The sequence below is a fragment of the Nocardia sp. NPDC004068 genome (assembly GCF_042874315.1).
In the GTDB taxonomy this organism is placed as follows: domain Bacteria; phylum Actinomycetota; class Actinomycetes; order Mycobacteriales; family Mycobacteriaceae; genus Nocardia.
Window position 1 is genome coordinate 363,659 of record NZ_JBIAMW010000004.1, and the last position, 19,671, is coordinate 383,329.

The window sequence follows — 19,671 nt, forward strand, 5'->3', positions numbered from 1 at the left end:
CCCATGTGCCTGCCGTTCGGGCGTCGGCTCCCCCATGTCCCTGCCGTCCGCCCGTGGGCTTCCGTTACCCCTCCTCCCGGGCCGTGGGCCTCCCCTTTGTCCCTGCCGTCCGGCCCCCAGGGCCGGACGGCAGGGCTTACCGCACCAGCGGAAAATCCATGGCGGCGGCCATGATTCGCGCTCCCTCGTCGTTCAGATGCAGCCCGTCGCCGCTGTCCAGATCCGGGCGGATGAGGTCCGGATCGTCGGGCGACGCCACGGCCGCGGCGACATCGAAGACGCGATCGAAGACCGTTGTGCCACGCAGCCATTCGTTGATCTCGTGCCGAGCGGGAATGCCGGTGTCGACGCTGAGCCCCGGATAGACGACACCGGCGAACGGCCCCACCGTATTGGCGTAGATCGGCAGCCCCGCGGCGTGCGCGCGGCGAGCGAGTTCGGTGTAGCCGTCGATCAGATCCCTGATCGACGCCGTGCCGTCGAGGATCAGATCATTGATGCCGAAGTTGGCGAGCACGTGGGTGACACCCGGCACCGCCAGCACGTCACGCTCGAAACGGGCCAGCCCGTGCGCGCCCACTTCGTCGGTGAGCAACCGGTTTCCACCGATGCCCTGATTGACGATCCACCCCTCGCGCAGGCGGGCGTTCAGGAAATCGACCGAGCGGTGATTCGCCCCGACGGTGGTCCCCGCCCCCTCGAACCACGAATCCCCGAAGGCCACCACGACCGGTGCGGCCGCGGGCGCGAGGACGTCCACCCCGGTGACGAAGAATCGCGACGTCGACTCCTCGGCCTCGGCGAGATCCGGCGCGGCGACCCGATCGCCCGGCGCGATATAGGCCCTCTCGAACGCGCTGTGCGTGAAGGTGGCGAGCCCGGTCGCCTCGGGCAGGTACAGGCTCAGCACCAGGTCGTCGCCCGCTTCGACGGCCAGATCGATTGCGTCGCTGACGATTTCGTCCCCCGCCTGGATCGTGACCTGATCCGCTCCGTCGAACCGCACGACCCGCTCGGTCTCGCCCACGATCTCCGCACCCGCCTTGCGCAGGGCCACCCGCGCGGCCGCGACCACGAGCGGCTCGGTCCCGTACCGATTACTGAGCCGAACCCGTACCCGCGCACCGCCACCCACCAGGCGCAGCACCTGCCGCACCGTCTCGTCGGCGAAGCCGCGCGACGCTTGCAGCTGAATCCGCTCGTAGGGGCTGATCACCGCGGACCGGAAACCCGCCAGCCAGGTGGACGACATCACGACCTCCAAGTAGTTGCGTCGAGGAATATCCTCGCCGCAACGGTAGGTTCGATTTGTTACGCGTGTCAACTATCCGCGCGGCAAGTTTTTGTTAGAGTGGCGGATATGGACCACACCGACCTCTTCGACGATCCGCGGCTCACCGAGGTGGGCCTGTTGTTCGAGGCCGGGCGGGGTCTACGCATGAAACTGGAGGAGACGTGGTCGGCCAACGGCCTGTCGCTGCTGGACTTCATCGCGCTCATGCGGCTGAGCCGTTCGCCCGGCTCCCGGCTGCGCATGACGGTCCTCGCCGCGCAGACCCAGCTGTCCACCAGCGGCGTGACCAGGCTCGTCGACCGTCTCGAACGCAACGGCCTCGCCCGCCGCGAGGCCGACCCGACCGACCGCCGCAGCTCCTACGCGGTCCTCACGCACGCGGGCGCGGCCCGCCTGGCCAAGGTCCTGCCCGAGTACATCGAGGTCGTCGACCGCTGGTTCTTCACCCCCCTCACCCCCGACCAACGCGAGGCCCTCGTCACCAGCCTGCGCATCATCCGCGACGCCACCTTCCCCGAGGCAACCCAGGTCTCCGACTGACCGAACCCGTCACCCCCCGCCGCTAAGGTGCGCCCATGACGACCGTCACCCACATCAATCCCCCCGACATGCACAGCAACCCGGCCTACAGCCAAGCGGTTCGCATCCCCGCGGGCTACGACACCCTCCACATCGGCGGCCAGAACGGCACGGACGCCACCGGCAGCCTCGTCGGCCCCGACCTGAAATCCCAGTCCCGCCAAGCCCTTCTGAACATCCAGAGCTGTGTCCGAGCCGCGGGCGGCGATCTGGAGAACATCGTCAAGTGGACGATTTTCATCAAAGCGGGCGAGCCCCTTCAGGAAGGCTTCGCCGCCTTCCAGGAAATTTGGGGTCGACGACCCAACCCGCCCGCTATCACGGGAGTCTTCGTCTCCGGCCTGGCGGTCCCGGGGGCATTGGTCGAGATCGAGGCCATCGCCGCCCTTCCGCCCGAGTAGTTCACCTCGCGACATTCTCTTCGCTGGGTCGATGATGGCAACTTCTCGTGAGTAGGGGCACTTGGAATCCGGTTCGGCCCCTACTCTTCGTTTGCGTTATCGCCTTGCTCGCGGTCTCGCCGCTGTCGTTGTTTCTCGTTCACTTCTCCGGCGAACTCTGTACCATCGAAATCCCATCCGCCGAACTTGTCGGACAGATGAAACCGCTCTTCCGGTGGCACGGCATCCTTCTTCCGCTGCCACTCGGCGGCAGAGGCCAACATGCGAGCGACATGTTCCTCGGACGGTGGGTTGGGGTTTTTCCTGAAGGTCTTTCCCCCGATTTCCTTCGACACGGCTATCCCCCTACATTTCATTGCCTGCGACCGGGATGGATTCCGGCGATGATTGCTCGGATTCGGCAATGACCCATCCCCGATGTGCGGGCGTGGGTCCAGCGACATCGTACATGTCCACCGCATTGGGGACAGGATTCTAGGTCGTTGCCCCCGCCGCCAGGGCCGCGCGCCAGCTGCCGTACTCGCTGATGTCCTTGCCCGCCGCAGCCGCGGCGCCATCGCAACCGAAAGCCGTTGTCCAGCAACCATTGTCGAGTTCCACCTTGCCCAGCTGCATCGGGGCCGGGAGGGCGGCGAGGAAGTGACCGAGGGCGGCGGGGGAGAGGAGCCAGCGTTCGCCTGCTATCGAGACGCCGGATTCCTCTGGGGGGCAGCGGGTTACGGCTGGTTTGGGTGGGGTGGTGTCGAGGGCGGCCAGGCGGTAGTGGGGGGACGTACGGACCTCGCCCGCCCAGCGGGCGCCGAGGTCGGTCAGTTGGTGGGCGAGGGGTTGGTCGCGGAGGTGGGCGCCGAAGACGACCAGGTCGTGGGTGGGGGCGATGCGGGTGGGCCAGGGGTGGGTGAGGGGGTGGCCGGTGATGAGGGCGGCGATGTCGAGGGCGATCGCGTCGTCGAAGGCGCGGGCCAGGACGGTCACGCCGAAGCCGGGGGCGCCCGCGGGGACGGATACCGCGCACAGGTCGAAGAGGTTGCAGAAGTTGGTGTAGGTGCCGACTCGGGCGTTCACGCCGATCGGGTCGGCGGTGACGGCCGCGATGGTCGGCTGGATCGGCGCGGTGGGGGTGAGCAGGGCGTCGGCCCCGGCGAGGCTCGCCATGGCGATCGTGCGCAGGCGCTCGACCTCGGCGCGGTCGGTGACGAGGCGATGGGCGGGGATGTCGCGCGCGCCGCGGATGATCGCGCCCACGGTCGGATCGAGGTGTTCGGGGGCGGTGTCCACGAAATCGCCTACGGCCGAGTATCTTTCGGCGACCAGCCCGCCCTCGTACAGCAGTCGCGCGGCGGCCAGGAACGGTTCGGGATCCACCGCGACGAGCCGCGCCCCGCGTTCCCGCAACACGGCCAGCGTCCGCTCGTAGTCGGCGACCCAGTCCGGATCCAGATCCGGCAGCGGATCGAACACCGCCACAACGGGTTCCGGCGGCGCGGCCAGCCGGGTATCACTCGGCCACGCCCGGCCCGGCGCACCCGCGGCCAGCACGCCCATGGCGCGGTCGGCGAGGGCGAGGTCCGCCGCGAGGATCGTCACGCAGTCGTACGAGCGGCAGGCGGGCACGACGCCCGCGGTGGAGATCACCCCGACCGTCGGCTTGATTCCCACGATGCCCTGGAACGCGGCGGGTACGCGTCCCGAACCGGCCGTATCCGTGCCGAGGGCGATATCCGCCTCGCCCCGCGCGACCGCGACCGCTGAACCGGAACTCGAACCGCCCGAGACGAATTCGGGCCGCCGGACGTCGGGTACGACACCGTAGGGGGAGCGCGTGCCGACCAGCCCGGTCGCGAACTGGTCGAGGTTGGTCTTGCCGACCACGACCGCCCCGGCCGATCGCAGCGCGGTGACGGCGTCCGCGTCACGCTCGGGCGAATACGCGTACTCCGGGCATCCGGCCGTGGTGGGCAGCCCGGCCACGTCGATATTGTCCTTGACCGCCAGGCGTAGACCAGCCAATTCCCCTGTGGTCGAGGAGGTTTCGGCGTCGATCTCGCTGTCGGTGCGGCGGCTGATCCAGGTGGTCATGCCTAGCGGGTTCCCTTCGTCTCGGCCAGTTCGCCCGCGGCCCGCCAGGAGTTGCGTTCGGCGGTGAAGGCGGCGGCCTGGCGGGTGCGGAAGTCGGCGATGGAATCGGCGTTGGCCGTGAGGAATTCGCGATAGTCGGCGAGCCGGAACTCACCGTCCTCGGTCCGCAACCGGCAGTCGCCCGCCGCGAAATCGGCTCGCAGATCGAGCAATTCCTCCGCCGACACCGGATACCAGCGAATGCGATCGAAATAGTCCAGCAGCCACGGCCTTTCGGCGTCGCCCGGCGCCCAGCGGTGATTCCACACCTGAGTGGTGCGGCCGACGAACTGGTAGCCGCCCGGCCCCTCCATCCCGTAGACGCACAGGTACGCGCCGCCGATGCCGACCGCGTTCTCCGGCGTCCACGTCCGCGCCGGATTGTATTTGGTGGTGACCAGCCGATGCCGCGGATCGGTGGGCGTGGCCACGGGCGCGCCCAGATAGACGTCGCCGAGGCCGAGCACCAGGTATTCGGCCGCGAAAACGGTGTCGAAGACCTCCGACACATCGGCCAAACCGTTCATGCGCCGGATGAATTCGATATTCCACGGACACCACGGCGCGTCGGCGCGCACCCCGTGCATGTAGCGGATGATGGCCTCGCGGGTGGCCGGATCGTCCCAGGACAGCGGCAGATGCACCGTGCGGCTGGGCACCACGAGTTCCGTCACCGACGGGAGCAGCGCCTCCGCCTCGCGCAGCAGTCGCAGCAGTTTCGGGGTGGCGAGCCGGTCGGGATCGAAGCGGACCTGGAGCGAGCGGACGCCCGGCGTCAATTCGGTGATGCCCGGTTCGCCGCGTTCGAGGAGATGCCGGTGCAGCGCGTGCACCCGGGCGCGCAATCCGAGATCCAGGGTCATATCCCCGTATTCGACCAGTACACCGTCGTTTCCGGCGCGACGATAGGTCACCGACGTGGTGTCGTCGGCGTCGTCGCGGGCCAGCACGCCGTCATCGGCGTCGCCGCCGGAGGACAGTACGAACGGCCACTGCGCGCGTCGGGCGGGACCGGTCTCGCGCAGCGACGCCGCCCGCTCCGCGCGGACCGGGACGAACCGGACCTTGTCGCCCGGCGCGAGCTGGCCGAGCTTCCACCGATCGGCGGCCACCACCGTGACCGGGCAGACGAATCCGCCCAGGCTCGGGCCGTCCGGGCCGAGCAGGATCGGAGTGTCGCCCGTGAAGTCCAGCGCGCCCACGGAGTACGCGGTGTCGTGGATGTTGGACGGGTGCAGGCCCGCCTCACCGCCGTCGGTACGGGCCCACTGCGGGCGAGGTCCGGTGAGGCGCACGCCGGTGCGATCGGAGTTGAAGTGCACCTCGTAGTCGGTCCCGAGAATGGTGTCGAAGTCGGCGCGGGTGAAGAACTCCGGCGCGCCGTGCGGCCCCTCGGTGACGGCCAGCTCCCAGCGTGAGGAGATGACCGGGCGCTCGTCGCCGGGCACCGCGGCGGCGGTCGGGCCGTATTCCGTTCCGAGAGTGAGGCGGTCGTCCACCCGCAGCGCCGCACCCGTCGCGCCGCCGAACCGTCCCAGCGTGAAAGTCGCCGCGCTGCCGAGGTATTCGGGAATCTCGAGTCCGCCCGCGAACAGGATGTAGCAGCGCATTCCCGGTCCGCCGACCGCCCCGACCTCGAGCACCCCGCCCGCCGGGACGGGCACCGAACGCCATTGCGCCACAGGGCTTCCGTTCACGGTCACCGCTGTGGGCGCGCCTGTCACGCACACCGTGGTCGCCGCGGTGAAGCGCAGCACCGGCCCGCTCAGCGTGCACTCCAAACCCGCTGCACCCTCGGAGTTCCCGAGCACCCGATTGCCGAGCCGGAACGACAGATCGTCCATCGGCCCCGACGGCGGCACCCCGACATGCCAGTACCCGACCCGGCCGGGCCAGTCCTGCACGGTGGTCAGCATCCCCGGTCGTAGCACCTCGACATGGCGCGCGGCGGTCACTCGGCTGCGATCCGTCGGCTCCGGACTCCGAGGTCGAGGTTCTTGTTCGGTGATCGCGTGGCCGCCGTCCGTTGTCCCCGGACTCCGGACCTCGGGCTCGCGCGCGGTCATAGCGTCACCACCATCCGTACCGGAGTGGGGTCGAAACCGTTGCAAGGGTTGTTGATCTGGGGGCAGTTGGAGATCAGGACGAGGGTGTCGGTGTCGGCGCGGAGGGTGACCTTCTTGCCGGGGGCGGAGCGGCCGTCGACGATGCCGAGGGTGCCGTCCGGCTCGACGGGGACGTTCATGAACCAGTTGATGTTCGACACCAGATCGCGTTTGCCCAGACCCCACTTCAGGCCCTCGGCGAGGAAGTTCTCCACGCAGGCGTGCTGGTGGCGGGTGTGGTGGCCGTAGCGCAGGGTGTTCGACTCCTGGGAGCAGGCGCCCGCGACGGTGTCGTGATTGCCGACCTCGTCGGCGACGACGGTCATCAGGGCCGTGCCGTTCTCGGTGTAGAGGACGCTGCCGGTAGTAAGAAAGATATTGCGCTGCGCGGTGATCGTGGCCTGCGCGCTGTACCGGTCGGTGGTGTCGGCGGCGGCGTAGAGCAGGCAGTCGACGGCCTGGTTGCCGTGCAGATCGATGATCTCCAGCCGCTCACCCGCGCGGACCACGGTCGACCACGGGGAACGGGCGGGGACGGTCTCGTCGAGAACGATCGTGCTCATGCCGGTACCTCCTGCGGATGCGCTGCGCGCCAAGCGGTTTCGGTGTTCTCGACGGCGCGGCGGTATTCGGGTTCGGTGTTGTACTCGCGGGTGAGATCGCCGGGCGCGGACCAGGCGACCAGATCGAGGTCGGTCGGCGGGGCAGGGTCCAGGGGATGTTCGGCATTGACGACCAGCAGGGTGACCGGCAGATGGATGAGCAGATCGACCGAGGTCCCCGCGCCCGCGCTTCCGGTCGGGACGAGCGCGCCGTCCGACGCCACGCGCACGCCGCGGAACAGGGAGACGGTGGGGCCGATGTCCCGGGGCTCGAGACCGTGTTTCGTACCGGCCAGCCGGAGGATTCGCCGGGCGGCCTGGCCGGGGCCGCAGAGGGCGTCGTGATGGGTGGAGGTGTCGGCCACGATGGTCGCCAGGACGCGGCCCTGATCCGAGAGCAGCGGATGCCCGGGACCGAGGTACGCCTGCCAGGGGACCTTCACCGTATCGGCGACATTCAGCCGCTCCCAAGGGGATTCGGCGCGCAACAGCAGGAGATGGGCGCAGGCCGCGCCGGCGGGATCGCTCAACCGGACCCGAGTTCCCCGGGCCAGGACGATATTCGCGTAGCCGTGCGCCGGGATGCGTTGGGCGACAAGAACTTTGTCGCTGTCTACCTCGTCGGGGAGAGTAGGGGCGGTGATCGTCGCGCTCGCCGCTTGGGCGCGGGCGTGCTCGCGTGCGCCGGTCGTGGACGCGGTGGTCATGGTCTTCCTCTCGTCGGGCCCCGGCCGTCGGGTGCCGCCTTCGGCCGGGGCTTTCGGGTGGGGCGTGCGGCTCAGGCAGGTTGCGGTACGGGTGCGGCCGCGGCGGCGGGCCGGGCGACCACGACGCGGTGCACCACGATGCCGACCAGGATCGTGAGGGCGACGAAAAGCGGTGCGGCCCAGAGCATCCACCAGCCGCCGCCGTTGGGTGTGTAGACCTCCGCGCGCGGCCAGGCGAGGTTCACCGCCATGGCGATGCCCCAGACCACGGCCGCGGCGTTCACGGGGATGCCCCAGCGGCCGAGCGCGAAAAGCCTTTCGCCGGAGTCGGTTTCGGCGGCGGGCCAGCCGGAGATCCGCCGGACGAGCAGGGGCACGGTCACCAGGAGGTAGGCGAGGTACAGGGTGACGATGCAGACGCTCGCGAGGGTGGCGAACAGGGCCGCGTTGCCGAGATTCACCACCAGCAGGGCGATGCCGAGCACACCGATCACCACGGCGGGCAGGACGGGCGTGCCGAAGCGGGGGTGCACGGCCGCGAGCCGACGGGCGAAGGGCAGTTTGCCGTCGCGGGCCATGGAGAACATCAGCCGCGAACCCGCCGTCTGAATCGCCAAGGTGCACACCGTGATAGCGACCGCCACGCAGGCCAGCAACACCTTCCCGGCGGGGCTGTCCAGCTTCGAGGAGATCACGTACGCCAGCCCCTCGGTGCCCAGCTTGCCGTCGTCGAGGCTGGGGGCGGCCATGAGCGCGCCCAGCAGCATCAGGCCGCCGCCGATCCCGGAGACCGTCAGCGCCGTGAGGATGGTGCGCGGGGCGACCCGGCGCGGATTCTTCGTCTCCTCGGAAAGCTCACCGGCGGAATCGAATCCGACCATCACGTAGGCGGCCATGAGACCCGACACCAGGAACGCCGCCCAGTACGGGCCGGGCGCGGCGGTCGAGGTGTCGAACACGACGCCCGGACCGCGATCGGTGTGGGTGAAGAACAGCGCCACCGTGGCGAGCACGCCGACGATCTCGATCGTCACCCCGATCGTGTTGATCCGCGACATGAGTTCGATGCCCACGACATTGACGACCGTCGTCACCACCAGCAGCGCGCTGCCCAGCAGGACCGCGTTCGTCGCGCCCGAGGGGGAGGTCAGCGCGGTGTCGGTGCCGACGAGCTGGAAGCCGCTCCAGATCGAGGGCAGCACCACCTGGAGGGCGATCGCGGCGGCCGCGGCGGTCACGATCTGGGCGATGATCATCATCCAGCCCGCGAACCAGCCGACCAGCTCCCCGGCCAGTCGGCGCGACCACTGATAGATGCAGCCCGAGATGGGGTAGCGCGCGGCCAGTTCCGCGAAGTTCAGGGCCACCAGGAACTGCCCGGCGAAGACGATCGGCCAGGTCCAGAAGAACCCGCCGCCGCCGAAGCCGTAACCGAAGCCGAAGAACTGGAAGATCGTGGTCAGAATCGAGACGAAGGAGAACCCGGCCGCGAACGAGGCGTAGCGGCCGAGCTTGCGATGCAGCACCGGGCGATAGCCGAACCTTTCCAGGTCGGCGTTGTCGGTGAGTTCGGGGGTGAGGGTGGTGGCCATGGGCGGAATCCTTCGGCGTGGTCGCCAATATCTATCGCTCGAAAGTTTTCCAAGCCCGAGGTCACCGATGGTGACGCCGATGTATCCGGCTCGTCTCCGGCCGTAACTTCTGGGTTACCGGAGTTTCTGTCGGATGACAGAAATCTCTCGGCGCAGGTCGGGGCGGGGTTCGTACGGCGGTGGGACAGAATGGGTGTCGTGACGCAACTCGGACCCGGCCGCCCCCGCCTCGGACCGCGGCGTCGTCAGGGCCAGACCCCGCGCGCCGAAATCCTCGACGCCGCCGCGGAATTGTTCACCACCAAGGGGTATGCCAGCACCTCGACCCGCGGCATCGCCGACGCCGTCGGCATCCGTCAGGCGTCGCTGTATCACCACTTCGCCGCCAAGGACGACATCCTCGACGCCCTGCTCGACGAAACCATCACGGGCCCACTGGAACTCGCCCGCGCCCTGCGCGCCGATCCCGCGCCCCCCGAGGTCGCCCTCTACGCCCTCGCCCTCTTCGACGTCCGCCAATTGTGCGCCGCCCGTTGGAATCTCGGCGCCCTCTACCTCCTCCCCGAACTCCGCGCCCCGCGCTTCGAATCGTTCCGCCACCGGCGCGACGAACTCCGGGGCCACTACGAGGAACTGTCCGGCCGGATCGAGGCCGCCACCGTCCCGCCGACCGCCCACGTCCTGCCGTTCCGCCTGGTGGAGTCGGTCATCAACATCCGCTCCGATGAAGGCGCCGCCCCGAGCCGCGCCCACCAGCTCATTCCGGACGCGATTTTGCACATGCTCGGGTGGCACGGGGATGTGGAGGGTGTCCGGGTCGCTGCTGAGGATGTTTTGTCGCGGTTGTCCCTGCCCGCTCGCTAGCGCTCGCGGGCAGGGAACAGGGGGGATCCGGGCAGAGGGGGATCCGAACGGGTCCGGGTAAGAGGGGCACGGGTCGTCGCGGGCCGGGAGGAGACGGGAGGCCGCGGGGCGCAAGAGGGGACCGGGAGGCCGCTGGGCAGGAGGGAACACCGGGAGGCCGCTGGGAGGCCGCGGGACAGGAATGGGCACCAGAGGGCGCGCGGCACGGGAGGGAATCGGGAGGGTGTGGACAGGGGAGGGGATGCGGGGGCAGGGGAGAAGGGCGGTTTCAAGTCATAGCGGATGTGTATACCTCAGGGGAGGTGGGTCGGCGAACTGGTCGTTAACTCGGTGGGCTGGGGTCTATGACGGGAGTGGGCGCATGAGTCATGTGGAGGCCGAGGTGGGGGTGGGGTGGCGGCGGTGGGGGGCGTTGGGGGTTTTGGCGTTGGGGTTGGCGATGGTGGTGTTGGACGGGACGATTGTGAATGTCTCGTTGCCGGTGATCATCGGGGATCTGGGGTTGGGGTTCACGCAGGCGCAGTGGGTGAACAGTGTTTATGCGGTGGTGTTCGCGGCGTTGTTGATCACGGCGGGGCGGGTGGGGGATCGGTGGGGGCGGCGGAAGGTGTTCGCGGTGGGGGTGGTGGTGTTCGTGGTCGGGAGTCTGATCGCGGCGGGGGCGGACGCGCCGGGGACCTTGATCTGGGGGCGGATCGTGCAGGGGGTGGGCGGGGCGGCGGTGCTGCCGGGGACGTTGTCGACGGTGAACGCGATGTTCCGGGATCGGGATCGGGTGATCGCGTTCGCGGTGTGGGGGTCGGTCATGTCGGGGATGGCGGCGATCGGGCCGCTGCTGGGTGGCTGGTTGACGACCTCGTTCACCTGGCCCTGGATCTTCCTGGTGAATCTGCCGATCGGGGTGGTCGTGCTGGCGGGCATCGTCACCCTCGTGCCCGAGACCCGCGAGACCGAACACGCGCGCGGGGTGGACGTCGACGGATTCCTGCTCAGCGCGGCCGGATTCGCGCTGGTCGTCTTCGCGCTCATCGAGGGGCAGACCTACGGCTGGTGGCGGCCGTTGCGGGACTTCCATCTGCTCGGCATCACCTGGTCGAAGAACTTCGTCCTGTCCGCGATCCCGATCCTGCTCGTGGTGGGCCTGGTGCTGCTGGCGCTGTTCCTGCGCTGGGAGCGGCACCGCGAGCAGGTGAATCGCTCTGCGCTGCTGGACCTTTCGCTGTTCGAGCGGCCCGCGTTCCGGTGGGGCAACACCGCCGCGTTCGTGATCGCCCTCGGCGAATTCGGCCTGCTGTTCGTGCTGCCGCTGTTCCTGGTCGACGTGCTGGGACTGTCACCGCTGCGCGCCGGTCTCGTCCTGGCGGCGATGGCCCTGGGCGCGTTCGTCGCCGGTGGCCTGACCGAGGCGCTGGGCCGTCGCCTCGGACCCGTGCGGATCGTGCGCCTCGGCGTGGCGATCGAGGCGGTGGCGATCGCGATTACCGCCCTGTGCGTGTCCGCGCACATCTCGCCGTGGCTGCTGGCGCTGCTGCTGGCCTGCTACGGGGTGGGATTGGGATTCGCCTCGGCGCAGTTGGCCGGAACCGTGCTGGCGGGCGTCCCGCCCGAAGCCTCGGGTCAGGGGTCGGCGACGCAGTCCACGGTCCGCCAGCTCGGGTCGGCCCTGGGCGCGGCCGTGCTCGGCGGCGTCCTGTCGATCGGGCTCGGGCGCTTCCTCGCCGACCGGCTCGGCGATGTGCCCGGCCTCCCCGCGAACGCCGCGGACGAGGTCGCCGAGGCCACCCGCAGTTCGGCGGGCGGCGCGATCACCGGACTGCGCGACCAGCAGGGCACCGGCGCCGTCGTCGACGCCCTGTCGCGCGGTTTCGCCGACGCCACTCGGCTCACCATGCTCGTGGCCGCGGTGTTCCTGCTGCTCGGCTTCCTCGCCGCGACGCGAATCCCGTTGGGCGCGGGCGAGATTCCCGAGACCGAGGACACGCCCGCCGACTGACTCACCAGTCGATCAGATCGAGTTCGCGCAACCGCCGGAACACCAGCATCGAACCCGGCGCGACATGCGGCATCGCCGCGTACTCGCCCCCGGTGAAGTAGCGCAGCTCGGCCACCTCGCTCGTCGGCCGCGGGTCACCGGTCAGATCGGCGGTGAAACAGGTCATGTGCAACCGCACCCCCGGCGCCTCCCCGAACGCCTGACACTCGAACACCCCGAGTTCGCGATGCCCGGCCACCTCCACCCCGAGCTCCTCGCGCACCTCCCGATACAACGCCTCGAGGGGCGTCTCCCCGGGGTCGAGCTTGCCGCCCGCCATGTAGAAGACGTCCTTGTGCGCCGACCGCGCCTGCAACAGCCGCCGATCGCGAACATGGGCCAGCGCGGCCGTGCGAATCATCGGTCCCCTCGGTCAGTGCACCGGCGGTGCGAGCTTCCAATGGTCGTGCAGCGCCTGCGCGATCTCCGGCAGGATAACCACCGGAATCCGCTTCTGCCGCAACATGTTCCGGATCTGAACCACCTGTTCGCGCTTGCGGTGCTCGTAGGCGTTGGAGATCGGGCGCAACACCGGCGGAATGTTGAGCAGCACGATTTCGCCGTGCTTCTCCTCGCCCCCGGCCAGATCCAGCGCCAGCGACCAGCGGGCGCGTTCGTCGAGCGCGAACCGCCCGGCCACCACCCGCTCCCAGTCGATGCTCGTCTCCGAGATCGGCGTGCGCCGATAGATCGCCTGCTCGGTGAGGATCACCACGTCCCGCCCGAACAACGCCGCCAGCAGCGCGATCGCCGCGACCAGCCCGACGAACAACCCGGTGACCACGCGGTTGATCCCGAAGGCCAGGACGAATCCGCCGCAGCAGAGCGCGAGGATCAGCACCGCGAGCGATCCGTACACCGCCGCTCGCCGCCCGGGCACCACACCCGCCCGCACCATACTCATCTCGACCTCCTGGCTACCGCGTCCCCACCGTACCGGGCGGCCGGTCGCGGCTCCCGCCCGATTACGACCGCAACGCGACCGCGGCCTCGGCGGTGTACACCAGGAACGTCAGGCTCTGCTGGAAGTACAGCCGCACCGTATCCGCGTCGTGCGACAGGTAGCCGATCGAAAGGTCTTGTCCCAGTTGCAGATCGAAGTCGCCGCCGCGGGTGGTGAGCACGAAGGCGCCGTCGATGGCGGGCGCCCAGATGATCTCGCCGTTGGGGATCAGCCGCTCGATGTGGGTGCGGATCGGGTGGCCGTGGTCGGAGGTCTCGCTGACCTCGGTGTACAGGTCGGCGCTGAGCAGCACCGAGTACGGGCCGTCCACGCCCGCGAGCCGCAGCGCGGTCAGCGACTGCGCGACCGCCTCGGGCACCAGGCGCGGATCGCCGGGCAGGGTGATCGGCTCGTTGGACGAACTCGCCCGGATGCCCTCGATGGCCGCGGCCGGGTAGCCCTCGAAGATGGCCCGGTCCTCGGCGAAGGCGATCTTCTTCGCGGCGTCCTTGACCGGATCGAGGTCGGCGTCCTGCGCGCCGCGTTCGACGTTGTCGAGTTCCTCGCGAGACAGCGTGAACGGCACCCGCAGCTCGACCAGCGGGGCGACCAGTCGCTGCCGGGCCTGCACGCCCTCGTCGGGCGCGGTGATCGGCGTGGTGCGGCCCAGCCCGGCCGCGGAGTAGGCGGTGCCGTGCGGGCCGGACAGGTCGACGACGCGACGACCGGCGATGTGCCGCTTGAAGGTTCGGGTCGCCTCCTCCTCGATCGCCGACCACGCCTCGGAGGTGATCGGCGCCAGCTCCCGGTGCAGGTTGTTCATGCGTTGCTCCTTTTCAGCGTGCCGATGCCGAGCGAACCGTCCCCGGCGGGTGCGGCGGCGGGCGCCTCCGGCGCGGCCGGGGCGGGTGGGTCGGGCAGATCGTCGAAGAACTCCAGCGGCGGAACGAAGAACAGCGTGCCCGTGACGGCGGTGGAGAAATCGAGGATGCGGTCGTAGGCGGCCTCGTCGCTGCCGAGGAACATGCGCACGAGCATCCGCTCGGTGACGCTCGGGGTGGCCGCGTAGGCGACGTAGTAGGTGCCGAACACGCCCTCGCGCACGCTGCCGAACGGCATATTGGCGCGAATGATCTTGCGCTCGGTGCCGTCCGGGTCGACGAGGGTGTTGACCGCGACGTGCGAGTCGGCGGGCTTGTCCTCGTCGGACAGTTCGAAATCGTCGAGTTTGGTGCGGCCGATGACGCGTTCCTGTTCGCCGACCGACAGCGCGTTCCAGGCGTCGAGGTCGTGCAGGTACTTCTGCACGATCACGTAACTGCCCCCGGCGAATTCGGGGTCCTCGTCGCCGATCAGCCCCGCCGCGACCGCGGTGCGGCCCTCCGGATTCTCGGTGCCGTCGACGAAGCCGAGCAGATCGCGCTGCTCGAAGTAGCGGAAGCCGACCGTCTCGTCGATGATCGTGGCCGCGCCGCGCAGGCGGCCCGCGATCGTCATCGCCAATTCGAAACAGGCGTCCTGGGATTCGGCACGGATGTGGAACAGCAGATCGCCCGGCGTGGCGGGCGCCTGGTGCCGCGGCCCGGCGTAACCCGGAAACTCGTGCAGCTCAGCGGGTTTGGGGCCGGAGAACAACCGGTCCCAGGCGGCGGCGCCGATGCCCGCGATGACGCCGAGATGGGTGCCGGGCAGCCGGAAGCCGACCGAACGACGCAGACCCTGCAGGTCCGCGAGCAGGTCGCGCACGACCTGCTCGCCACCCTCGTCGATGGTGGCGACCAGAAAGATCGCGGCCCGCGTGAGCGGGTCGAGGATCGGTTGCGGCTCACCCATGATCGACAGCCTAGAGGGCCGCACCGACAGATCGACTACTTGGCCACCGTGAGCAGGAACGCCACGTCGTCGATCGCCATCACGCTGTGCCGGGCGTCGGGGAGCACCAGCAGGTCGCCGGGCGAGCCCTTCCATTCGTTGGAGCCGCTGATCAGGGTGAGGGTGCCGGTGAGCACCTGCAGCGTGGCCTCGCCGGGGCTGTCGTGCTCGGACAGGCTCTTGCCCGCGGTCAGCGCGATCACGGTCTGCCGCAGGCTGTGGGTGTGACCGCCGCAGAGCGTCTGGGAACTGCGTCCGCTCGGGGCGGTCGCTGCCAGTTTGAGTTGCTGTCGAGCCACCGCGGTCAGCGATTTCTTGTCCACAAAGGTGAGTATGCCGGACGGATACCCACCGGCCCCGCGAATTCGCCGTTGCGATTTCGCGTCGGTGTCAGCGCAGGTAGCGCAGGATGCGATAGCGGGGTCCGGCGCTCGATTCGCGCCAACCGGTGTCGGAATCCACCGACCATTCCGGGCCGATCTGCGGGGCGTGGGCGTCGCCGGACACCTCGAGATCGACCTCGGTGACCATCAGTTCGGTGGCGTGATCCATTGCGGCGCAATAGATCTCACCGCCACCCATCACCCAGGCCGAGGCGTCGGCCAGGCGCAGCGCCGCCTCGACCGACCCGGCTCGCTCCGCGCCCTCGGCGGACCAGTCCGGTTGCCGGGTCACCACGATGTTGCGCCTGCCGGGCAGCGGGCGGAATCGCGCGGGCAGCGAGTCCCAGGTCTTGCGGCCCATGATCACGGGGAAGCCGCGGGTGACCTTCTTGAAGTGCGCGGAGTCCTCGGGCACCCGCCACGGAATGGTGTTGTCGACGCCGATGACGCCCTGCGGGGTCTGCGCCCAGATCAGCCCGATCACACCGCCACCGGGGCCTTGATCGCGGGATGGTGGCGGTAGTTCTCGATCTCGACGTCCTCGTAGCGGTAGTCGAACAGGCTCGGCGCGGGATGCAGCCGCAGGTGCGGGAACGGGTACGGTTCGCGGCTCAGTTGCTCGCGCACCTGGTCGACGTGGTTGTCGTAGATGTGGCAGTCGCCGCCGGTCCAGATGAAATCGCCGGGCAGCAGCTCGACCTGCTGGGCCATCATGTGGGTGAGCAGGGCGTAGCTCGCGATGTTGAACGGCACCCCGAGGAACAGGTCCGCGCTGCGCTGATACAGCTGGCAGGACAGTTTGCCGTCGGCGACGTGGAATTGGAAGAAGGCGTGGCAGGGGGCCAACGCCATCTTGTCCAGGTCGGCGACGTTCCAGGCGGAGACGAGGATGCGGCGCGAGTCCGGATTCGTGCGCAGCGTCTGCAACGCCTGCGCGAGCTGATCGATGTGGGTGCCGTCGGGCGTGGGCCACGAGCGCCACTGCACGCCGTAGACCGGGCCCAATTCGCCGTCGGCGTCGGCCCATTCGTCCCAGATGGTGACGCCGTGCTCGCGCAGCCAGCGCACATTGGAGTCGCCGCGCAGGAACCACAGCAACTCGTAGACGATCGATTTCAGATGCACCCGCTTGGTGGTGACGAGCGGGAAACCCGCCGACAGGTCGTAGCGGAGCTGGTGTCCGAAGATGCTGCGGGTGCCGGTTCCGGTGCGATCGGACTTCGGCGTCCCGTTCGCCAGCACGTGTCGCAGCAGGTCCTCGTACTGGGTATCGGTGCCCATGCCTGGCAAGCTTACGCATCGTGCAGAAGCTGTTCGTCGTGGGAATCGGGGCCGGGGACCCGCAGCAGGTGACGATGCAGGCCGCCGCGGCGCTGCGGCGGGCCGACGTGTTCTTCGTCATCGGCAAGGGCGAGCGCAAGCGGGAACTGGTCGACGTGCGGGCGGCGGTGCTGGCCGCGCACGCGCGACAGCCCTACGAGATCGTGACGATCGCCGATCCGCCGCGGGAGCGAATCGTGCCGTCGGCGGCGGACTATCGCGAGGTCGTCGAGGACTGGCACGAGCGGCGGGCGGCGTTGCTCGCCGAGGCGTTCGGCCGGGTCGAGGGGGTGGGCGCGATTCTGGTGTGGGGCGACCCGTCGCTCTACGACAGCACATTGCGGATGGTCGAGCGGGTGGCCGCGCGGGAGACGTTGGACTACGAGGTGATTCCGGGCATCACGAGCGCGCAGGCGCTGGCGGCGCGGCATCGGATCGTGCTGCACGACATCGGCGAACCGGTGCACATCACCACCGGGCGGCGGCTGCGCGAGGAGGGGGTGGCGGCGGTGGGATCGACGCTGGTGATGCTGGACGGGGAATGCTCGTTCGCCGAGATCGCCGGGGACGATGTGCACATCTGGTGGGGAGCGTATCTGGGGATGCCGGACGAGACGTTGATCGAGGGGCCGCTGTCGGCGGTGCGGGATCGAATCATCAAGTGCCGCAACGAACTTCGGGAGCGCAAGGGTTGGATCATGGACATCTACCTGCTGCGCCGCACGCAGAGTTAGCCAGGTAGTTGCGAATCGGTCGTTTCGCTGCCAGGCTGGTAGCTCCGGAGCGGTTGTCCCACGACCGAGGAGTGCGCACGTGCTGCATACCGATGTTCCGACCCGTCGCGAAATCGAGGAACTGGCCGCCGCCACCGGCGCGCCGAGCGTGTCGATCTACACCCCGACCGAACCCGCCACCGACGACCCGGACAAGGCCCGGATCGAATTCTCCAATCAGGTGCGCGAGGCGCTCGGGCACGTCGACGGGCGGGACGGGCGGACGGCCCTGGAAGAGGAATTCGACGACCTCATCGAGGACGACGACTTCTGGCGGTACCAGTCGCGGACGCTGGTCGTGCACGCCACGCCGGAGCGGCTGCGCACCTATCGGGTGCCGAATCGGTTGCGGGCGAGTGTGACCGTGGGGGATCGGTTCCTGGTCAAGCCGTTGCTGCGGGCGACGTCGTTTCCGCAGGCGGCGTTCGTGCTGGCGTTGTCCGAGGGCGCGGTGCGTCTGGTCGAGATCAATGCCGACCGGCCCGCGGAACAGGTGCGGCTGCCCGAAATGCCCACCAGCGCAGCCGATCACGCGCGCAAGGCGTCGCTGAGCGGGCGCGCGCCGAAACGGCGGTTGCAGGGCACGGAGGGACGCAAGGTGCTGGTCCGGCAGTACGCGCGGGCCATCGATCACGAGTTGCGGGCGGTGCTGGCCGGGCGGGATCTGCCGTTGATCCTCGCCGCGACCGAGCCGATCGACTCGCTGTACCGCTCGGTGAACAGCTATCCCGGGCTGCTCGCGGAGTCGATCCCGGGCAATCCCGAGGAACTGGCCGACGAGGAGCTCGCGGCGTTGGCGCGGCCGTTGCTGGATCGTTACTACGCCGAGCGGGTGGCGGACGTGCGGGAGCGGTTCGAGCAGGGGCGTTCCGACGGGCGGGCGCTCAGCGACGTGTCCGATGTCGCGCGGGCGGCGACGTTCGGGTCGGTGGACACGCTGCTGGTGGACATCGACGCGATCGTGCCCGGATCGGTGGATCCGGCGAGCGGGGAGGTGACCTTCGCCGACGAGGACGAGGTGGAGGCGCCCGGGGTGACCGACGAGATCGCGCGGCGGGTGCTCGCGAATTCGGGAACCGTGCTGGCCGTGCGCGCGGACGATCTGCCCGACGGCGGGCCGGTGGCGGCGATTCTGCGGTACGTGGTGTAGCTCGTGGTCCGGCGCGGTGTCGGTGGCGGCCGGTAGGCTGCGAACGTGCCCGAGTTACCCGAAATCGTGGCGCTCGAGCGGTTCCTCGCCGAGCATGCGGTGGGCGCGGTCGTCGGGCGGGTCGATGTCGCGGCGCTGAGCGTGCTGAAGACCTTCGATCCGCCGGTGACCGCGCTGTCCGGTCGTGACGTCACGGGCGCGGGGCATTGGGGCAAGCATCTGGGGATGAACTGCGACGGGCTGTGGTTGATCACGCATCTGTCGCGGGGCGGGTGGCTGCGCTGGCTGGACGAGCCGAGCGCGTCGCCGCCGAAGCCGGGCAAGGGGCCGTTGGCCCTGCGGGTGCACTTCTTCACGCCCGAGGGGGCGACGCCCGCGTTCGATCTGACCGAGGCCGGGACCAAGAAGCGGCTCGCGGTGTGGGTGGTCGAGGACCCGATGGCGGTGCCGGGGATCGCGCGTCTCGGTCCCGACGCCCTGGAGATCGACGAGCGACGCTTCGCCGAACTGTTGCGCGGCACCTCGCAGCGCCTCAAGACCGCCCTCACCGACCAGGCCCTGATCGCGGGCATCGGCAACGCCTACTCCGACGAGATCCTGCACACCGCCAAGCTCTCCCCCTTCGCCACCGCGGGCACCCTCGACGAGCCCAGGGTCGCCCAGCTCTACGCCGCCATGCGCGCGGTCCTCACCGACGCGGTCACCCGCTCGGTCGGCCAGGACGCCGCCCGCCTCAAGGGCGAGAAACGCTCCGGCCTCCGGGTCCACGCCCGCACCGGCCTCCCCTGCCCCGTCTGCGGCGACACCGTCCGCGAGGTCGCCTACGCCGACAAGTCCTTCCAGTACTGCCCCACCTGCCAGACCAACGGCAAAATCCTCGCCGACCGCCGCATGTCCCGCCTACTGAAGTGAGGTTTGTGGCGGGGTAGGCCGGGG

General features: G+C 69.4%; 21 protein-coding genes. 7 read left to right on the top strand and 14 right to left on the bottom strand.

From position 1 onward, the window contains the following. Positions 1-136: 136 nt before the first annotated feature. A complete protein-coding gene (locus tag ACFYTQ_RS12345) occupies positions 137-1,252 on the bottom strand; it encodes a GDSL-type esterase/lipase family protein (RefSeq protein WP_387359779.1) in 1,116 nt (371 codons plus the stop codon). 108 nt (positions 1,253-1,360) lie between these two features. On the opposite strand from ACFYTQ_RS12345, the gene ACFYTQ_RS12350 reads away from it, so the two are divergent. Next, complete coding sequence (locus ACFYTQ_RS12350) at positions 1,361-1,834, top strand: MarR family winged helix-turn-helix transcriptional regulator (RefSeq protein WP_387359781.1); 474 nt, start codon at positions 1,361-1,363, stop codon at positions 1,832-1,834. 35 nt (positions 1,835-1,869) lie between these two features. Then, complete coding sequence (locus tag ACFYTQ_RS12355) at positions 1,870-2,274, top strand: RidA family protein (RefSeq protein ID WP_387359783.1); 405 nt, start codon at positions 1,870-1,872, stop codon at positions 2,272-2,274. 80 nt (positions 2,275-2,354) lie between these two features. Here ACFYTQ_RS12355 and ACFYTQ_RS12360 read toward each other — a convergent pair whose 3' ends face one another. The 6 genes from ACFYTQ_RS12360 to ACFYTQ_RS12385 all read right to left on the bottom strand — a co-directional run bounded on the left by ACFYTQ_RS12360 (position 2,355) and on the right by ACFYTQ_RS12385 (position 9,398). Beyond that, positions 2,355-2,609, bottom strand: a complete 255-nt coding sequence (locus ACFYTQ_RS12360) for a hypothetical protein (protein WP_387359785.1) — start codon at positions 2,607-2,609, stop codon at positions 2,355-2,357. Positions 2,610-2,748: 139 nt separating this feature from the next. Continuing rightward, on the bottom strand, positions 2,749-4,353 hold the full coding sequence (gene atzF / locus ACFYTQ_RS12365) for an allophanate hydrolase (RefSeq protein ID WP_387359787.1): 1,605 nt from the start codon (positions 4,351-4,353) through the stop codon (positions 2,749-2,751). A gap of 2 nt (positions 4,354-4,355) precedes the next feature. Next, positions 4,356-6,308 carry a 5-oxoprolinase/urea amidolyase family protein gene (locus ACFYTQ_RS12370; protein WP_387360192.1) on the bottom strand — a complete coding sequence of 651 codons (1,953 nt, stop codon included), beginning with the start codon at positions 6,306-6,308 and terminating at the stop codon, positions 4,356-4,358. A gap of 146 nt (positions 6,309-6,454) precedes the next feature. Next, positions 6,455-7,060 (bottom strand): urea amidolyase associated protein UAAP2, encoded by a 606-nt coding sequence (locus tag ACFYTQ_RS12375; RefSeq protein ID WP_387359789.1) that lies wholly within the window; start codon positions 7,058-7,060, stop codon positions 6,455-6,457. Next, positions 7,057-7,806 carry a DUF1989 domain-containing protein gene (locus ACFYTQ_RS12380; RefSeq protein ID WP_387359791.1) on the bottom strand — a complete coding sequence of 250 codons (750 nt, stop codon included), beginning with the start codon at positions 7,804-7,806 and terminating at the stop codon, positions 7,057-7,059. The genes ACFYTQ_RS12375 and ACFYTQ_RS12380 overlap by 4 nt, the downstream gene beginning before the upstream one ends. Before the next feature lie 71 nt (positions 7,807-7,877). Then, entirely contained in the window at positions 7,878-9,398 is a 1,521-nt protein-coding gene (locus ACFYTQ_RS12385; RefSeq protein ID WP_387359793.1) for an amino acid permease, read from the bottom strand. A 198-nt stretch (positions 9,399-9,596) separates the two neighbouring features. Between ACFYTQ_RS12385 and ACFYTQ_RS12390 the strand changes: the two genes are divergently transcribed. Together ACFYTQ_RS12390 and ACFYTQ_RS12395 are read left to right on the top strand one after the other, a co-directional pair. After that, a complete protein-coding gene (locus ACFYTQ_RS12390) occupies positions 9,597-10,262 on the top strand; it encodes a TetR/AcrR family transcriptional regulator (protein ID WP_387359795.1) in 666 nt (221 codons plus the stop codon). A 361-nt stretch (positions 10,263-10,623) separates the two neighbouring features. Continuing rightward, the gene (locus ACFYTQ_RS12395; protein ID WP_387359797.1) at positions 10,624-12,255 is read left to right on the top strand and encodes an MFS transporter; all 1,632 of its coding nucleotides are present in this window, start codon (positions 10,624-10,626) and stop codon (positions 12,253-12,255) included. Position 12,256: 1 nt separating this feature from the next. Here ACFYTQ_RS12395 and ACFYTQ_RS12400 read toward each other — a convergent pair whose 3' ends face one another. From ACFYTQ_RS12400 to ACFYTQ_RS12430, 7 genes are all read right to left on the bottom strand, one after another. Further along, complete coding sequence (locus tag ACFYTQ_RS12400; RefSeq protein WP_387359799.1) at positions 12,257-12,655, bottom strand: NUDIX domain-containing protein; 399 nt, start codon at positions 12,653-12,655, stop codon at positions 12,257-12,259. A 12-nt stretch (positions 12,656-12,667) separates the two neighbouring features. Next, a complete protein-coding gene (locus tag ACFYTQ_RS12405; protein WP_387359801.1) occupies positions 12,668-13,198 on the bottom strand; it encodes a hypothetical protein in 531 nt (176 codons plus the stop codon). A gap of 61 nt (positions 13,199-13,259) precedes the next feature. Next, positions 13,260-14,060: a family 1 encapsulin nanocompartment shell protein gene (locus tag ACFYTQ_RS12410; protein WP_387359803.1), complete on the bottom strand. Its 801-nt coding sequence runs from the start codon at positions 14,058-14,060 to the stop codon at positions 13,260-13,262. Further along, positions 14,057-15,070: a Dyp-type peroxidase gene (locus tag ACFYTQ_RS12415; RefSeq protein ID WP_387359805.1), complete on the bottom strand. Its 1,014-nt coding sequence runs from the start codon at positions 15,068-15,070 to the stop codon at positions 14,057-14,059. The genes ACFYTQ_RS12410 and ACFYTQ_RS12415 overlap by 4 nt, the downstream gene beginning before the upstream one ends. A 35-nt stretch (positions 15,071-15,105) precedes the next feature. Next, the gene (locus tag ACFYTQ_RS12420) at positions 15,106-15,432 is read right to left on the bottom strand and encodes a cupin domain-containing protein (RefSeq protein ID WP_387359807.1); all 327 of its coding nucleotides are present in this window, start codon (positions 15,430-15,432) and stop codon (positions 15,106-15,108) included. Between the two features lie 67 nt (positions 15,433-15,499). Next, positions 15,500-15,976 (bottom strand): dihydrofolate reductase, encoded by a 477-nt coding sequence (locus tag ACFYTQ_RS12425; RefSeq protein WP_387359809.1) that lies wholly within the window; start codon positions 15,974-15,976, stop codon positions 15,500-15,502. Next, complete coding sequence (locus tag ACFYTQ_RS12430; RefSeq protein ID WP_387359811.1) at positions 15,973-16,773, bottom strand: thymidylate synthase; 801 nt, start codon at positions 16,771-16,773, stop codon at positions 15,973-15,975. Before ACFYTQ_RS12430 ends, ACFYTQ_RS12425 begins: the two co-directional genes overlap by 4 nt. Before the next feature lie 20 nt (positions 16,774-16,793). Here ACFYTQ_RS12430 and cobF point away from each other — a divergent pair, with 20 nt between their 5' ends. The 3 genes from cobF (at position 16,794) to ACFYTQ_RS12445 (ending at position 19,647) form a co-directional block, all read left to right on the top strand. Then, positions 16,794-17,546: a precorrin-6A synthase (deacetylating) gene (gene cobF, locus ACFYTQ_RS12435; RefSeq protein ID WP_387359813.1), complete on the top strand. Its 753-nt coding sequence runs from the start codon at positions 16,794-16,796 to the stop codon at positions 17,544-17,546. Between the two features lie 79 nt (positions 17,547-17,625). Continuing rightward, positions 17,626-18,735 (top strand): hypothetical protein, encoded by a 1,110-nt coding sequence (locus ACFYTQ_RS12440; protein WP_387359815.1) that lies wholly within the window; start codon positions 17,626-17,628, stop codon positions 18,733-18,735. A 45-nt stretch (positions 18,736-18,780) separates the two neighbouring features. Continuing rightward, positions 18,781-19,647: an Fpg/Nei family DNA glycosylase gene (locus ACFYTQ_RS12445; RefSeq protein WP_387359817.1), complete on the top strand. Its 867-nt coding sequence runs from the start codon at positions 18,781-18,783 to the stop codon at positions 19,645-19,647. Positions 19,648-19,671 lie beyond the last annotated feature (24 nt).

Coding starts and splice junctions, on each gene's coding strand:
- ACFYTQ_RS12380 (WP_387359791.1), bottom strand. CDS start 7,806: ATGACCACCGCGTCCACGACCGGCGCACGCGAGCACGCCCGCGCCCAA.
- ACFYTQ_RS12345 (WP_387359779.1), bottom strand. CDS start 1,252: ATGTCGTCCACCTGGCTGGCGGGTTTCCGGTCCGCGGTGATCAGCCCC.
- ACFYTQ_RS12375 (WP_387359789.1), bottom strand. CDS start 7,060: ATGAGCACGATCGTTCTCGACGAGACCGTCCCCGCCCGTTCCCCGTGG.
- ACFYTQ_RS12430 (WP_387359811.1), bottom strand. CDS start 16,773: ATGGGCACCGATACCCAGTACGAGGACCTGCTGCGACACGTGCTGGCG.
- ACFYTQ_RS12405 (WP_387359801.1), bottom strand. CDS start 13,198: ATGAGTATGGTGCGGGCGGGTGTGGTGCCCGGGCGGCGAGCGGCGGTG.
- ACFYTQ_RS12415 (WP_387359805.1), bottom strand. CDS start 15,070: ATGGGTGAGCCGCAACCGATCCTCGACCCGCTCACGCGGGCCGCGATC.
- ACFYTQ_RS12350 (WP_387359781.1), top strand. CDS start 1,361: ATGGACCACACCGACCTCTTCGACGATCCGCGGCTCACCGAGGTGGGC.
- ACFYTQ_RS12370 (WP_387360192.1), bottom strand. CDS start 6,308: ATGCTGACCACCGTGCAGGACTGGCCCGGCCGGGTCGGGTACTGGCAT.
- atzF (WP_387359787.1), bottom strand. CDS start 4,353: ATGACCACCTGGATCAGCCGCCGCACCGACAGCGAGATCGACGCCGAA.
- ACFYTQ_RS12400 (WP_387359799.1), bottom strand. CDS start 12,655: ATGATTCGCACGGCCGCGCTGGCCCATGTTCGCGATCGGCGGCTGTTG.
- ACFYTQ_RS12385 (WP_387359793.1), bottom strand. CDS start 9,398: ATGGCCACCACCCTCACCCCCGAACTCACCGACAACGCCGACCTGGAA.
- ACFYTQ_RS12395 (WP_387359797.1), top strand. CDS start 10,624: ATGAGTCATGTGGAGGCCGAGGTGGGGGTGGGGTGGCGGCGGTGGGGG.
- ACFYTQ_RS12410 (WP_387359803.1), bottom strand. CDS start 14,060: ATGAACAACCTGCACCGGGAGCTGGCGCCGATCACCTCCGAGGCGTGG.
- ACFYTQ_RS12355 (WP_387359783.1), top strand. CDS start 1,870: ATGACGACCGTCACCCACATCAATCCCCCCGACATGCACAGCAACCCG.